Below are 15,296 nucleotides of genomic sequence, written 5' to 3'. Positions count from 1 at the left end.
ACATGAGGGGCGGGGCATGCTTCCCATCAGCCGCAGAGGGTTCGTCGGGATCGGGGCGGGGCTCGCCGCCGGGGCCGCGTGGCCGGCCGGGCGGGCCTCGGCCGCCGCCGGGGAGGCCGTGTCGGCCGCCGCCGGGGAGGCCGTGTCGGCCGCCGCCGCCGGGGCCACCGGGACGATCACCGACGTGAAGCACGTGGTGGTCCTCATGCAGGAGAACCGCAGCTTCGACCACTACTTCGGGCGGCTGCGCGGGGTCCGGGGCTTCGGCGACCGGGCCGCCGGGAACATCCCGGGCGGCTGGGGCATGTTCAACCAGCCCAACTGGGGCGGCCGGCAGTACCCCTGGAAGCTGAGCGCGACTCCCCCGGCCGGCGGCGTGGACGGCGAGACCCTGGCGCAGTGCAACGGCGACCTGCCGCACAGCTGGTCCTCGCAGCACGCCGCCTGGAACAAGGGCCGGATGGACAACTGGGTCACCGGTGTCGGCAACACCCGCACCCTGGGCCACCTGGACCGCGGCGACATCCCGTTCCACTACGCGCTGGCCGACAACTACACCATCTGCGACGCCTACTTCTGCTCGACGCTCAGCGCCACCGGCCCCAACCGCACCTTCCTGTGGAGCGGCAAGGTCGACGCCTCCAGCAAGGACGGCGGCGACGAGTCGGGGCTGACCTGGGAGACGTACGCGGAGGCGCTGCAGCGCGCCGGGATGAGCTGGAAGGTCTACCAGAACGCCCAGGACAACTACGGCGACAACGGGCTGGCGTACTTCAAGAGGTTCACCGACGCCAAGCCCGGCGACCCGCTGTACGACCGGGGCATGGGCTCGGTCCCGAAGGTCACCGGCTCGACCCCGGACGACATCGCCGCCGCCATCCGCGCGGACGTCGTCGCGGGCACCCTGCCGCAGGTCTCCTGGGTGGTCGCCAACGAGGCGTTCTCGGAGCACCCGTACGCCCCGCCCGGCGACGGCGCGCACTTCGTGGACCTGGTGTACCGGGCGCTGGCCGCGAACCCCGAGGTCTTCGACTCGACGGTGCTCTTCCTCAACTACGACGAGAACGACGGCTTCTTCGACCACGTGCCGCCGCCGGTCGCCCCGCCCGGGACCCCCGGCGAGTACATCGACGGGATACCGGTCGGCCTCGGCTTCCGGGTCCCGATGATCGTCATGTCGCCGTGGACCCGCGGCGGCTGGGTCAGCTCCGAGGTCTTCGACCACACCTCCGTGCTGCGCTTCATGGAGACCTGGACGGCGGCCCTCGGCACCCCGGCCGCCTGCCCCAACATCAGCGCCTGGCGGCGCAAGGTGGTCGGCGACCTGACCGGCGTCTTCGACTTCACCCGCCCGGTGTACGGCGTCCCCGCGAACCTCCCCTCGACCGCCAAGGTCATCGGCCAGTCCACCTGCGGCCCGCTGCCCAACCCGGTCCCCCAGGACAACGCGCTGCCGCCGCAGGAGCCGGGGACGCGTCCCGCGCGGGCGGTCCCGTACCAGGTCAACGGCAATCTCGACCGCTTCGAGTTCGGCGCCGCCGGGAAGATCCTGGCCTGGTTCTCGATGACCAACCAGGGCACCGAGGCGCGCCGTCCCGCGCACTTCTCGATCCACCCGCACCAGCACCGGGACACCGCCGCCTGGCAGTACACCGTGGACCCCGGCGGCACGGCGAGCGACTACTTCAACATCGGGCTCGGCTCGGGCTCGGGGAAGTACGACATCTCGATGATGGGCCCCAACCGCTTCCTGCGCCGCTTCATCGGCGACGCCTCCAAGGCGGGCAAGGACATCGAGGTGGCGGCCCGGTTCGCCGTCGAGTCCGGCACCGGCAAGACCGCGATCTGGTTCCGGATGACCAACGCGTCGGGCTCCCCGGTCACCTTCACGATCCGCCCCAACGCCTACCGCACGGACGGCCCCTGGAGGTACACGGTCCCGGCGAACTCCTCCCGCGAGGACTACTTCAACGCCGTGGCGTACAGCGACGGCTGGTACGACTTCACGGTCCTCGCCGACTCCGACGGCACTTGGTCGCGGCGGTACACCGGCCACATCGAGACGGGGGCGCCCAGCATCAGCGGCTGAGCCGCCCGGCACCCGGCGTCCGGCGTCCGGCACCCGCCCGCCGGGCGCCGGGCGCCGCGCCCGTCAGAGCCCGACGATGAGCTGGATGCAGACGATCTTCACCAGGATCGCGAGGGCGAAGAGCGTCGCGTAGCCGGTGTTCACCCGGCTGTCGGAGACCCTGCTGTTCGCGTACGCGGTGATGGCGGGGTTTCCGACGTAGCCGGCCAGCAGGCCCATGGTCCGGGGGCGGCTCTGGCCCAGCAGCCGGGCCACCAGCACCATCAGGGCGTAGCTCAGAACGGCGCTCACCAGCAGGACCAGCAGCAGCTTCAGGCCGAACACCGAGAAGGCGTCGCGCCGGAAGGCGTAGCCGGAGGTGAGCCCGACGCAGGCCAGGAAGACCAGCAGGCCGATCTGGCGCAGGGTCAGGTTGGCGCGGGTGGGCAGCACCCACACCAGGGGTCCGGTGCGCCGCAGCCGCCCCAGGATCATCGCCATCACCAGGGGTCCGGCGGCGGTGCCGAGGGACAGGGTGGTGGAGCCGAGGGTCAGCTTGGGGATGCCGATGAGGAATCCGGCGGCGAGGCCGAGGCCCATGCTGACGGCGCTGACCTCGCTCACCTTGGCCTCGGTGTCGCCGAGGTAGCCGGTGACCTCGGGGGTGCGCTCGCGCGGCATGACCACCCGGACCCGGTCGTCGAGCTGGAGCAGCAGGTCGTCGTGGGCGAGGAGGTCCTGGTCGCCTCGGCGGACCCGGGTCGCCATCGCCCCGAAGCGGTCCGCGAGGCCGAGCTCGCCGACGGTGCGCCCGGCCAGGTCGGGGTTGGTGAGCAGGATGCGGCGGTAGTCGACGATGTCGCGGCGTTCCAGCAGGTGGTGGGGGTCCTCCCGGCCGAGGGCCGCGGTGCCCGCGTCGACGGCCTCGGGGCCGCCGACCAGGACGACCCGGTCGCCGGGGGCGAGCGCGCCCAGCCCCTCGGCGACCTGCGGGGGCCCGCCCGCGGGCTGGTGGACGCTGGCCAGGAGCTGCCCGTCGGCGACACCGGGGACCTCGTCCCAGCGCGCCGCCCGGTCGACGGTGACCGTGCGGGTGACGAGCCGGTCGGGCAGGCCGGTGCCGGGGTCGCGGCGGCCGGGCCAGGAGCGGACGGCGGCGATGCCCGCGACGAACAGGATGGTGAGCACGACCGCGAGCGGATAGCCGATGGCGTATCCGGTGGCCGGTTCGGTGGGCTCGGCGGAGGACGCCTGGGCGGCGGCCAGGCCGGGGGTGGTGGTGCCGATGCCGGCGTAGCCGCCGGCCAGGTAGCTGCCCGGGATGTCGAAGACCTTGTTGCCGAGGAGGCCGACCGCGACGGCGGTGAGGACGAGCGCGAGGATCGCGCCGGTCATCACGCCGAGCTGGGGGCGCAGCTCGCGGAAGAAGGCGGGGCCCGCCTCCAGGCCGACGGTGTACACGTACAGGGCGAGGCCGAAGACGGCCAGCCCCGCGGGCACGGCGGGGCCGATGTCGGGGTCGAGGGCGCCGAGCAGCAGCCCGATGAAGAGCACCCCGGCGGCGCCGAGCCGGACGGGTCCGAAACGGACCATGCCGAAGAGGGAGCCGGCGGCGATGACGAGGAACAGCGTGAACCAGGGGTTGTCCGCGAAGAACTGCCACATGGTCCCACTCAGCCACACCCCCGGGCGGGTCGCACCCGTTCACCACTCTTTCGGACGATACAAATACTTTCATCACTGTATGCCCGGTTACGGTTGGTCAATCCCCAAGGGCCGTCGACGGCCGGCAACGCGGAAAGGCGGGCTGACATCGTGTCTCGACCGAGGATCCTCGTGGTGGGCGCAGGTTTCGCGGGAGTCGGCTGCGTAAGGCGACTGGAACGGCGGCTGACCGCGCGGGAGGCGGCGATCTCGCTGCTGTCGCCCTTCTCGTACCAGCTGTACCTGCCGCTGCTGCCGCAGGTCGCCTCCGGCGTGCTCACCCCGCAGTCGGTGGCCCTGTCGCTGCGGCGCAGCGAGCGGCACCGGACCCGGATCATCCCGGGCGGCGCGGTCGGCGTGGACCCGGCCGCCAAGGCGGTCGTGGTGCGCACGATCTCGGGCGAGCTGGAGACGGAGCCGTACGACCACCTGGTGCTGGCGCCCGGCAGCGTGACCAGGAGCTTCGACATCCCGGGGCTCGCGGACCACGCCCGGGGCATGAAGACGCTCGCCGAGGCCGCGTACATCCGCGATCACGTCATCGCCCAGCTGGACCTCGCGGACGCGAGCCAGGACGAGGCCGAGCGGGCGGCCCGGCTGTGCTTCGTGGTGGTCGGCGGCGGCTACGCGGGCACCGAGACGGCCGCCTGCCTGCAACTGCTCACCCGCAACGCGGTCAAGCGCTACCCGCGCCTGGACCCGAGGCTCATCAAGTGGCACCTGGTGGACATCGCGCCCACGCTCATGCCGGAGCTCGGCGCCAAGCTCGGCGGCGCCGCCCTGGAGATCCTGCGCAAGCGCGGGATCGAGGTCTCCCTGGGGGTGTCGGTGGCCTCCGTCGACGACGAGAACGTCACCCTCACCGACGGGCGCGTGCTGCCCTGCCGCACCCTCATCTGGACGGCGGGCGTCGCCGCGAGCCCGCTCATCGGCACCCTCGGCGCCGAGACGCTGCGCGGCCGGCTGGTGGTCGGCTCCGACATGGCGGTGCCCGGCCTGGACGGCGTGTGGGCGCTCGGCGACGCGGCGGCGGTGCCGGACCTCGCCAAGGGCGAGGCGGGCGCGATCTGCCCGCCCACCGCCCAGCACGCCATGCGCCAGGGCAAGGCGGTCGCCGACAACCTGGTGGCGACGCTGCGGGGCGAGGCCACCCGGCCGTACGTCCACAAGGACCTGGGCCTGGTCGTCGACCTGGGCGGCCTCGACGGCGTCTCCAAGCCGCTCGGCGTCGAACTGCACGGCGTCCCGGCGCAGGCGGTCGCCCGCGCCTACCACTGGGCGGCGCTGCGCACGAACGTCGCCAAGACCCGGGTGATGACCAACTGGCTGCTGAACGCGGTCGCCGGCGACGACTTCGTACGCACCGGCTTCCTCTCCTCGAAGTCGGGCACCCTGCGGGACTTCGAGTACACGGACGCCTATCTGACCCCGGACCAGATCCGCTCCCACACGGCACCGCTGCGGGCGGCGGGGTCCTGAGCCCGCGCCAGCGCCGTCCCGGCGAGGACGGCGCCGGTGAGCGCCGCTCTGGTCAGCGTCTTCCTGAAACGCATGGGTCTCCTCCTGTCCGGTCCGCAGCCCGGAGCGGCGGCGGGTCTCGCCCGTCAGGAGACCAGGACCCGGCCGCCGTCGGCCGCCGCGCGGGTCGGGTCCTGCCCGAAGGGGCCGCGTTCCCGCCCCTCAGCGCGCGAGTTCGGCCGCCGGACCCATCATCACCACCGGCTCGCGCGCGGGGTCGAGGGCACGCAGCAGCGCGGCCATGTCCTCGCGCGGCAGCGAGACGCACGCCTGGGTGGGGCCGCCGTGGTCGACGTGGATCCACACCCCGCCGCCCCGCTCCGGTCCCAGCGGGCGCTCCTTGTTCAGCGGGGTGGTCCCGGACACGCGGTTGTAGTCGATGGCGACGACGTAGTCGAAGGAGCCCTCCAGGGGCTCGCCGAGGAACCCGGTGCCCGAGACGGCGAACTCCTCGTCCTGGTCGTACGGGATCCGGGCGCCCGGATCCGGCAGCCGGCCGCCCGCGTCGCCGAGCCGGAAGACCCCGGTGGGCGAGCGCAGGTCCCCGGCGACATGGGCGTCGGTCCAGCCGCGCAGGGCGTTGTGACCCGTCCAGGGCCCGCCGATGGTACGCCAGCCGCCCCTCCCGTCGCGCTCGTGGAGGACGGCGGTCGCCACGTTGCCGTCGGGGCCGTCGCCGCTCACCATGAGGACCTGGCTGGTGCCGTCCGGGACGCGGGCGTACGTCACGGGCCCGGTGCCCGGGATCCGGGCCGGCCGCTGCGGCGGTGTCGGCGCGGCGCCGGGGCCCGCGCCCCCGTCCCGGCCGTCGTGCCGGGCCTGGGCGGTGGGCGGCGCCGGGGCCGGGGCCGGGGAGCGCCCGGCGGAGCAGCCGGTCAGCACCAGGGCCGCGGACAGGGCGCAGGTCAGCACCGTTGTGGTGCCCTTGCGGACGGGCATGGGTCGGGCCACCTCCGAGATCGGGGCAATGCGGGCATCCGTACCCGGTCGGCCGCTTCCCTGTCACCCCGTCGCCGCCTCCTCACCCGTCCGGGTCAGACCGGGAAAGAAGTTGACCGCGCGGGACGCGCACGGTTTCCTGCGCCCATGAACGATCTTCGCTTCGAGACGGCCGGGCCCGCGAACCCCGCCGGCACCGCGCCCGCGCTCCTGGAGGACTGGCGACTGATCCACAACGCGATCATCCCGACCGCCCCGCTCTCCCCCGGGGACGTCCGCGAACGCGCGGGCCGCAACCGGCTCGACGTCGTCTACGTCGACGGCGTCGCCGTCGGCTGCTCCACCGTCCGCCCGCCCGACGAGGAGACCCCCGCGGCCACCGTCATCGCGCGCGTGCTGCCGGAGTACCGGGGGCGCGGCTACGGAACGGCGCTGTACGCGCACGGGCTCGCGCACGCCCGGACGCTGAGCGACGCGGGCGTGGAGACCGTCGTCCTCGCGAGCAACGAGGAGGGGCTGCGCTTCGCGCTGGCCCGCGGCTTCGTGGAGACCGAGCGGTATGTCCTGCCGGGCGACACCGTGCCGTTCGTGACCCTCCGGCTGGCCGAGAACGAGACCGCCGGGACCGACGTCGCCGCCGATTAGGGCCGGAAGACCTGGACGGACCGGCCTCCCGTACGGCAGCATCGGAAGCATGATCGACGGAATCGAGTACACCTCCGCCCGGTGAGCGCCCCGGACGAGCGCGCGACGCTCACCCCCCGGCCCGCTCCCCTCTCCCTGCACGCGTACGTACGCGCCCGGCTCGACACAGAGCCGGGCGGGCGTCTTCCCGAGCACTGCTACGAGCCTCCGGACGGCGCCGTCCGGCCGGACGACCCCGAAACAGAGGACGACGCCGAGGAGCCGACGTACGAGGAGGAACGGGCCGCCGTCCTGGCGGCCCTGGAACCCCCCCTCGCACCACCCGGCACGGCCCCGGCCGCCTCAACCGCACCCGCGTCACCCACATCACCCGCCCACCCCGCTCCTCCCGCCTGCCCCGACCGCACCACCCGCATCCTGCGCGACCGCCTGGCCGAGCTCTCGGCCGAGGACACGACCCTGTGCGCGGCCGTCGCCGACGTCCCCCTGCCCGACGAGCCCACCGCCCGCGCGCTCGCCCGCCGACTGGTGCGCACGGCGCCCGAGATGCGGAGCGTCCTGGTCGGCATCTGCCTGCTGAGACGACTGGGCGAGCCCGAGGACGTGCCGTATCTGAGCGCGCTGGGCCTGCTGGACGGGCTCACCCATCCCGCCGTGGCCGCGCTGGCGCGCCTCGACGTGCGCGCCGCCGCCCTGCTGCGGCTCGCCTGCGGCGCGGCCCGCAGCACGCACCGCGCCCTCGTCGACGCGCTCGCCTCCGGCGATCCGCGCGCCGCCGCGACCGCGTTCGCGGAGCAGTCGCCCGGCCGCCGCGAGCAGGCCCCGAACGGCGCCCGGAGCCTCGCCGAGGCGGTCGGCCTGGCCGCGCTGCTGCGCGCCCCGCGCGTCGACCCGAGGATCCTCGTCCACGCCGGGCGCCTGCTCGTCCGGATGGGCCTGCCGCACGACTACGCCTGCGAGCTGCTGTGCTACGCCGACGCCGCCGAGGTCGTCGAGGCCGTCGTCCGGCGGGGCTGCTCGCTGCCGCCGACGGTCGAGCGGGCGGCCCTGCTGCTCGCGCTCGCCCAGGAGCTGCACAGCGGGCCCGCCCATCTGCTGCCCTGGCGGGAAGGGCAGCGCGAACAGCTCCTGGACGCGCTCGGCGCGCTGCTCACCTCGCCCGAGTGGGCCGCCGTCCCCGACCGGATCCGTGAGTCGGCGCCGCCCGAGGAGCGGCACCGCGCGGCCTGGCTGCGGGCCACGGCGGAACGTCTCTTCGCCCCGCGCCCGGCCGCTCCCCCGCGCCTGCGGATCGAGGTGGCCGCCCACGACCCGGTGGACCGGCAGTACGTCGAGACCCGGTTCCTGATCGACGGCCGGCCGCTCGTGCCGGAGGTGTTCCGGCGCGGTGCGGGCCTCTCCCCCGAGGAACTGCTCGGCACCGGGGCGCTGGTCGCGACCGAGGAGCCCCGGCAGGTGCTGCTGGCCGAGGCGTGGTGCACCGAGGGGTGCTGCGGGGCGCTGCGCGTCACCGTCGTGCGCGAGGGCCCCGAGGTGGTGTGGCGGGACTGGTCGCACCCCGTCGTGCTGCCCGGCGGCGAGCCGCCGCCGCCCCTTCCCCCGTACCGCTTCGACGCCGTCGCGTACGACGCGGAGCTCGCCCGGGAGGACCCTCGGGGCTACGCCGGGGACGGCCCACGGCACTGGATCTGATAGACCGTCAGCAAATCGCGGCACGGCTCTGGGAACCTCGCACCCCCGGCGCTACCCTCCGCGCATGATTCCGACGGTGGTGTGGGGAACCGGAAATGTCGGGCGGGCGGCCATCCGTGCCGTCGCGGCCCATCCGGAGCTCGAACTCTCGGCCGTCCTCGTCGCCAACCCGGAGAAGGTCGGCCGCGACGCCGGCCGGCTCGCCGGGCTCGGGCACGACCTGGGCGTCGCCGCCCGGGACGACGTCGAGGCGGTCCTCGCGCAGGCACCGGGCGCCGTGGTGTACGCGGCCTCCGGTGACATGCGCCCCGACGAGGCGCTCGCCGACGTCGTACGGGCGGTACGGGCGGGCGCGGTGGTCGTGACACCCGCGCTGTACCCGCTGTACGACCCGCGGGGCGCGCCCGACGAGTTCCGCGATCCGGTCCTGGCGGCGGTGAAGGAGGGCGGCGGCTCGCTGTTCGCCTCCGGCGTCGACCCGGGCTGGGGCAACGACGTGCTGCCGCTGCTGCTCAGCGGGCTCGGCAGCACGGTGGACGCGATCCGCTGCCAGGAGGTCTTCGACTACTCGACGTACGAGCAGGAGGAGTCGGTCCGCTATCTCATCGGCATGGGGCAGCCCATGGAGTACGAGCCGCCGATGCTGCTGCCCTCGGTGCCCACGATGGTGTGGGGCGGGCAGTTGCGGCTGATGGCGCGGGCGCTCGGCGTGGAGCTGGAGGAGATCCGCGAGACGCTCCAGCGGCGCCCGCTGGAGGCGACCGTGCGGACCCGGACGATGGGCGAGTTCGCGGCCGGCACCCAGGGCGCGGTCCGCTTCGAGGTGCAGGGGATCGTCGACGGCGAGCCGCGGCTGGTCATCGAGCACGTGACCCGGATCCATCCCGACTGCGCCCCGGACTGGCCGGTGCCGCCGGACGGTTCGGGGGCGCACCGGGTGATCGTCGAGGGGCGGCCCCGGATCGAGGTCACGGTCGAGGCGACGGACGAGGGCGAGAACCGTTCCGCGGGCGGCAACGCCACGGCCGTGGGGCGGCTGGTGGGGGCGATCGACTGGCTCGTGGCCGCCGAGCCGGGACTGTACGACGCGCTGGACGTGCCGCTGCGGCCGGCGACCGGACGACTGGGAAGGAGCGCGCGGTGATCATCGACATCCCCGAGGGCCAGGAGCCGATCGGGTACGTATGGGGCGACATGGTGCCCGGGATCGGGATGGCGGCGGCGAACTTCTCGCTGTCCGTGTACGCCCATACGACCCTCGGGCTGCGCGAGTTCGAGGCGGCCCGGCTGCGGATCGCACAGATCAACGGCTGCGGGTTCTGCCTGGACTGGCGGACCGACCGGGACGGCGAGAAGGTCGAGGAGGAGTTCGCTGAGGCCGTCGAGGCATGGCGGACCACCGACACTTTCGACGAGCGCACCCGGCTGGCCGCGGAGTACGCGGAGCGGTACGCACTGGACCACCACGGCCTGGACGAGGAGTTCTGGGCTCGGATGACGGCCGCGTACAGCCAGGTGGAGATCGTGGAGCTGACCATGAGCCTGGGCTCGTGGCTGGCGTTCGGGCGGCTCAACCGGGTGCTGGGGCTGGACACGGTCTGCGTGCTGCCGACCCACTGATCGGGCGGGAACGCCGAGGGGGCCGGCCGGGCCCGAAGCCCGGCCGGCCCCCTCGCGTCGGCCCCGTCACAGGTCGGTGGCGATGATCTTCTCGATGTTGCGCTCGGCGAGCGCGGTGATGGTGACGAAGGGGTTGACGGTGGTGCTGCCCGGGATGAGGGCGCCGTCGATGACGTACAGGCCGTCGTAGCCGTGCAGCCGCCCGTAGTTGTCGGTGGCCTCGCCGAGGACGGCGCCGCCGAGCGGGTGGTACGTGAGGTGGTCGCCCCAGATCTTGTACGTGCCGAAGAGGTCGGTGCGGTAGATCGTCCCCTCCTTGGAGTTGATCTTGTCGAAGATGGTCTTCGCCGCGTCGATGGAGGTCTGCTTCCAGGCCCGGTCCCAGTTGAGGTCGACGCGCCCGGCGGCCGCGTTCCAGCTGAACTCGGCGCGGTGCGGGGTCTTGGTGATGGAGAGGTAGAAGGACGCGTAGGTCTCGATGCCGGTGGGCAGCGGGGCGACCTCGGCGAACGCGCCGCCGGCGTCCCAGTTGTCGATGCCGGCCGTCGGCATCGAGGACTGGAGCTTCCCGGTGGCGTCCCACATGTGGTTGGCCCGGCCGCACATGACGTTGCCGTTGTCGCCCCAGTTCTTGCCGATCCGGTCGTTCAGGGCGGGCAGGGCGCCGGTGGCCTTCAGCTTGGTGAGCAGCTTGCTGGTGCCGACGCTGCCGGCGGCGAAGAAGACCCGGTCGGCGGTGACGGACTTGGTCTCGACGACGTTGCCCGCGTTGTCGATCCGCTCCATGACGACGGTGTAGCCGCCGCCGGTGGCCTGGGTGACGGTGGTGACCCGGTGCAGCGGCGAGATGTCGACCCGGCCGGTCTCGGCGGCGCGGGCCAGATAGGACTTCTGGAGGCTCTTCTTGCCGTGGTTGTTGCCGTAGATGACCTCGGCCACGAGCGCGGACTTGGGGACGGTGCCGATGGCCTCCTGCTTCATGTAGTCCCAGTCGTAGACGTTGGGCACGAAGACGAAGGGGAAGCCGGAGCGTTCGGCGTGCTTGCGGCCGACGCGCGCGTACTGGTAGCAGTCGGCGCTCTCCCACCAGGACCGGTCCACCTCGGTGACGCCGAGTCCGGCGTTGGCGCGCGGGTAGTACGTGCCGTACATCTCGGCCGGGTCGACGGTCGGGAGGATGCCCGGGAAGAGCTCCCGGCGCGGGGTGACGGCCATGCCGCCGTTCACGAGCGAGCCGCCGCCGACGCCGCGGCCCTGGTAGACGGTGATGCCCGCGAAGTCCTCGGCGTCGAGGATGCCGGTGTAGCGGGGCACGTCCTTGTCGAGCGGGAAGCCCAGGAAGTTACTGAGGGGCTGCTTGGTGCGGGTGCGCAGCCAGAAGGAACGGTAGTCCGGCTTGGTGGTGTTGGCGAAGATGTTCCCGTCGGGTCCGGCCGTGTCCCAGGCCATCCCCATCTCCACCATGTGGACGTCGACACCGGCCTGGGCGAGCCGGAGCGCGGCGACGGAGCCGCCGTAGCCGCTGCCGACGACGAGGACGGGGACGTGGGAGCCGTTCGGGATGGGGGCGGAGAGGGCGCCGAGCTCGGCGGCGCTCGCCGGGGTGGCGGCAGTCGCGGCGGCGACCTGCCCGGCGAGGGCGAGGCCGCCGATAAGGGAACCGGTTCCACTGACGAACCGACGCCGGGTGATGCCTCCGGAAGGCGAGGCCGGAATGGGTGTGTCACTCACGTGATGCCCCTCACTCTTGAGCGAATGGGAACACGTTCTACTGGGGGGTTCTCACGAAGTCACGAGAAACCGACCGGTAACTTACGGCCGAAAACCTTCACCATGATCACGGTCCGGTAAAAATGCCCACCCCGCCGCCCCGAACACAAGTGCGGGACTGATACATCTTCACTCCTGGTCGTCGCACCGGCGCGTGACATGTGCGCGGGAACGGCACCGGGGGGACCCACGCGTCCCGGCCGACGGCATCCGTACGCCGCGGCCGGAGCACCGGCACGACACCTCTCCTTCCCGGGCCGCCTCCTGCCCGCGCGACGCCGCGACGCGGAACGTGAAAAGGGAGCGTGTGCATGGGCCGAACCGCCCGTGAGAAGGCATTCAGATGGGGTGCGGCCACCGTCGCCGCCCTGGCCGTCGCCACGGCCGCAGTCCCGGCCACCGCCACCGCGGCCCCCGCCGCGGGCGACCCCGGCCCGCAGCGGGTCGGCGCCGCGCCGCGGGTGCCGCAGGGCGCCGTCCGCACGGCCGACCCGGCCCCCGGCAAGCCGCTCGACCTGAGCGTCGTCCTGGAGCCCCGCGACCCGGCCGCCCTCCAGCGCTTCGTCGCCGAGGTCTCCACACCCGGGTCCCCGCGCTACCGCCAGTACCTCGGTACGGGCGAGTTCGCGAAGGTCTTCGGCGCCGAGCCGGCCACCGTCGCCCGCGTGCGCGCGGAGCTGGAGGCGCAGGGCCTGACCGTCGGCGAGCTGGCGGCCGACGGCCTCACGCTGCCGGTGAAGACGACCGTCGAGGGGGCGGGCGAGGCGTTCCGCACCGACTTCGACGGCTACCGGCTGACGGACGGCACCACCGGCGTCACCAACACCGCCGCCCCGGCCCTCGACGGCCGGATAGCCGGCGAGGTCCGCACGGTCGTGGGCCTGAGCACGCTGGGCTCGTACAAGCCGCGCAACGCCGGCGCCAAGGCCAAGGCCCGCCAGAAGGGCACCGAGCGGGCGGGCGCCGCCCAGACCGGCCCCCAGCCGCGGCTGACCGGCACCACGCCGGCGATGTGCGCCGACGTCAAGAACCTGTTCGCGACGGACTTCCCGAACTCCCCGGCGCTGTACGACACCCAGGACTACTGGGCGCCGCGCTCGCTGGCCACGCAGTACAACATGGCGAACCAGCCGAACGTGCAGACCGGCAGCACGATCGCCGTGTACTCCCTGGAGAACTACGACCCCCGGGACAACGCGGAGTTCCAGCGCTGCTTCGGCACCAAGGTGCCGGTCACCCCGGTGAAGGTCAACGGCGGCCCGACCGTGCCGGTGACCTCGACCAACGGCGTCGGCCTGGAGACCGCGCTCGACGTCCAGACCATCATCGGTCAGGCCCCGCAGTCCAAGATCCTCGTCTACCAGGGCCCCAACACCTGGAACGACGCCACGGCCGTCTACCGCCAGATCGTCACCGAGAACCGCGCCAAGGTCATCTCGGTGAGCTGGGGCCTGTGCGAGCTGAACACGCCGACCTCCGCGCAGGACGCCGAGAACCTGGTCTTCCAGCAGGCCGCGGCGCAGGGCCAGACGATCGTCGTCGCCTCCGGTGACAGCGGCTCGACCGGCTGCTTCGTCCCGGACGAGTACGGCAACCCGACCTCGGGCGTCCTCAACCAGGACAAGCTCGCCGTCGACTTCCCGTCCTCCTCGCCGTACGTCCTGAGCGTCGGCGGCACCACCATGCAGGGCTCCGTCGCCAACCAGACCACCTGGGTGGGCTCGGGCGGCGGCGTCTCGACCCGCTACACCGTCGCCGCCGACGGCTTCCAGTCCGGCGTCAGCGGCGCCGGCTACTCCGACGCCTGCAAGACGGCGGCCGGAAGCTGCCGCCAGGTCCCGGACGTCGCTGGTGTCGGCGACTACAACACCGGCTACCCCGTCGCGTACGGCGCCGGCGAGTACTGGAACGTCATCGGCGGCACCAGCGGCGCGGCCCCAGTCTGGGCGGCGCTCCTCGGCCAGGCCAACCAGGACCTCGCCTGCCAGGCCAACGGCCCCGTGGGCTACGTCCACCCGGCGCTGTACAAGCTGCCCGCGAGCGCCTTCCGCGACGTCACCACCGGCGACAACACGGTGCTCCAGTCCGGCTACAAGGGCGACCTCTACAAGGCCGGCCCCGGCTACGACCTCGCCACCGGCCTCGGCACGCCCAACGGGCGCGCCATCGTCAGCGGCCTGTGCCAGGCCGTCGCGCCCACCCCGGCCACCGCGTTCAACGCGCTCACCCCGGCCCGGATCCTCGACACCCGCTACGGCATCGGCCGCACCGGCACCGCGCCGGTCGCCGCCAACGGCACCGTCAAGCTGAAGGTCGCCGGCGTCGGCGGCGTCCCGACGACCGGTGTGACCTCCGTGGTCATGAACGTCACCGCCGTGAACCCCACCGCCGCCGGCTACCTCATCGCGTACCCGACCGGCACCACCCGCCCGGCCTCGTCGAACATGAACTGGCTGAAGGGCCAGGTCGTCCCGAACCTGGTGACCGTCCCGGTCGGCAAGGACGGCACGGTCTCCCTGTTCGCCGCGGGCGGCGGCACGACCCACCTCATCGCCGACGTCTCCGGCTACTTCTCCGCGGCGCCCGGCGGCGGCACCTACCTGCCGACCGGCCCGGCCCGCATCCTCGACACCCGCTCCGCCATCGGCGTCCCCGGCACCACGCCGGTCGCCGGCAAGGGCACCGTCGGCCTGACGGTCGCCGGCCAGGGCGGCGTCCCGGCGACCGGCGCCACCGCGGTGGTCCTCAACGTGACGGCGACCGCGCCGAAGTCGGACGGGCACCTCATCACGTACCCGAGCGGCTCGACCCGCCCGACCGCGTCGAACATCAACTGGCTGGCCGGCCAGACGCGGCCCAACATGGTCGTCCTGCCGATCGGCGCCGACGGCAAGGTGAACCTGTACAACGCCGGTTCCGGCACCGTGCACCTCATCGCCGACGTCTTCGGCTACTACACCCCCGGCACGGACGGCGCGAGCTTCCACTCCGCCGGACCGGCCCGGCTGCTCGACACCCGCTCGGCCCTCGGCGCGGCCACCGCCAACCCGATGAAGGGCGGCGTCACCCAGGTCCTCGACCTGAACGACGGCCACACCCTGAAGAACGCCAAGGCGGTCGTGCTCAACGTCACCGTCACCGCTCCCACCGCGGGCGGCTTCCTGACGGTCTGGCCCGACGGCACCCCCCTGCCCAACGCGTCCAACATCAACTGGACCGCCGGGCAGACGGTGGCGAACCTGGTGACCGTCCCGGTCGTCAACGGAAAGATCGACTTCCGTCCGAACACCGGCACCGCGCACGTCATCGCCGACCTCTTCGGCTACTACTCCTGATCCCG

General features: G+C 73.2%; 10 protein-coding genes. 7 read left to right on the top strand and 3 right to left on the bottom strand.

The genetic code is table 11. The annotated features are described in order from the left end of the window. Positions 1 to 16 precede the first annotated feature (16 nt). A complete protein-coding gene (locus AB0C99_RS19730) occupies positions 17 to 2,089 on the top strand; it encodes a phosphocholine-specific phospholipase C (RefSeq protein ID WP_362476516.1) in 2,073 nt (690 codons plus the stop codon). Positions 2,090 to 2,152: 63 nt separating this feature from the next. Here AB0C99_RS19730 and AB0C99_RS19725 read toward each other — a convergent pair whose 3' ends face one another. Then, positions 2,153 to 3,733, bottom strand: coding sequence for a TrkA C-terminal domain-containing protein (locus tag AB0C99_RS19725; RefSeq protein WP_362476515.1), 1,581 nt, complete (start codon positions 3,731 to 3,733; stop codon positions 2,153 to 2,155). Between the two features lie 150 nt (positions 3,734 to 3,883). On the opposite strand from AB0C99_RS19725, the gene AB0C99_RS19720 reads away from it, so the two are divergent. Beyond that, on the top strand, positions 3,884 to 5,251 hold the full coding sequence (locus AB0C99_RS19720; protein WP_362476513.1) for an NAD(P)/FAD-dependent oxidoreductase: 1,368 nt from the start codon (positions 3,884 to 3,886) through the stop codon (positions 5,249 to 5,251). Positions 5,252 to 5,452: 201 nt separating this feature from the next. Here the strand turns inward: AB0C99_RS19720 and AB0C99_RS19715 are convergent, their stop codons facing one another. Next, positions 5,453 to 6,229, bottom strand: a complete 777-nt coding sequence (locus AB0C99_RS19715; protein ID WP_362476511.1) for a L,D-transpeptidase family protein — start codon at positions 6,227 to 6,229, stop codon at positions 5,453 to 5,455. A gap of 147 nt (positions 6,230 to 6,376) precedes the next feature. Between AB0C99_RS19715 and AB0C99_RS19710 the strand changes: the two genes are divergently transcribed. The 4 genes from AB0C99_RS19710 to AB0C99_RS19695 all read left to right on the top strand — a co-directional run bounded on the left by AB0C99_RS19710 (position 6,377) and on the right by AB0C99_RS19695 (position 10,186). Next, entirely contained in the window at positions 6,377 to 6,874 is a 498-nt protein-coding gene (locus AB0C99_RS19710) for a GNAT family N-acetyltransferase (protein ID WP_362476510.1), read from the top strand. An 81-nt stretch (positions 6,875 to 6,955) separates the two neighbouring features. Next, the gene (locus AB0C99_RS19705; RefSeq protein WP_362476508.1) at positions 6,956 to 8,566 is read left to right on the top strand and encodes a hypothetical protein; all 1,611 of its coding nucleotides are present in this window, start codon (positions 6,956 to 6,958) and stop codon (positions 8,564 to 8,566) included. Between the two features lie 64 nt (positions 8,567 to 8,630). Beyond that, positions 8,631 to 9,710: a dihydrodipicolinate reductase gene (locus AB0C99_RS19700; RefSeq protein WP_362476507.1), complete on the top strand. Its 1,080-nt coding sequence runs from the start codon at positions 8,631 to 8,633 to the stop codon at positions 9,708 to 9,710. Further along, the gene (locus AB0C99_RS19695) at positions 9,707 to 10,186 is read left to right on the top strand and encodes a carboxymuconolactone decarboxylase family protein (protein ID WP_362476505.1); all 480 of its coding nucleotides are present in this window, start codon (positions 9,707 to 9,709) and stop codon (positions 10,184 to 10,186) included. The genes AB0C99_RS19700 and AB0C99_RS19695 overlap by 4 nt, the downstream gene beginning before the upstream one ends. Positions 10,187 to 10,252: 66 nt before the next feature. On the opposite strand, the gene AB0C99_RS19690 is transcribed toward AB0C99_RS19695, so the two are convergent. Beyond that, positions 10,253 to 11,917 (bottom strand): GMC oxidoreductase, encoded by a 1,665-nt coding sequence (locus tag AB0C99_RS19690; RefSeq protein WP_362476504.1) that lies wholly within the window; start codon positions 11,915 to 11,917, stop codon positions 10,253 to 10,255. Between the two features lie 350 nt (positions 11,918 to 12,267). Between AB0C99_RS19690 and AB0C99_RS19685 the strand changes: the two genes are divergently transcribed. Then, the gene (locus tag AB0C99_RS19685; RefSeq protein ID WP_362476502.1) at positions 12,268 to 15,291 is read left to right on the top strand and encodes a protease pro-enzyme activation domain-containing protein; all 3,024 of its coding nucleotides are present in this window, start codon (positions 12,268 to 12,270) and stop codon (positions 15,289 to 15,291) included. The last annotated feature ends 5 nt before the right edge of the window (positions 15,292 to 15,296 follow it).

Origin of the sequence: Streptomyces sp. NPDC048659, from assembly GCF_040650575.1 — a bacterium.
Taxonomy (GTDB): Bacteria; Actinomycetota; Actinomycetes; order Streptomycetales; family Streptomycetaceae; genus Streptomyces.
Note: the sequence above shows the minus strand (reverse complement) of the source record. Positions and strands in the feature narration are given on the sequence as shown.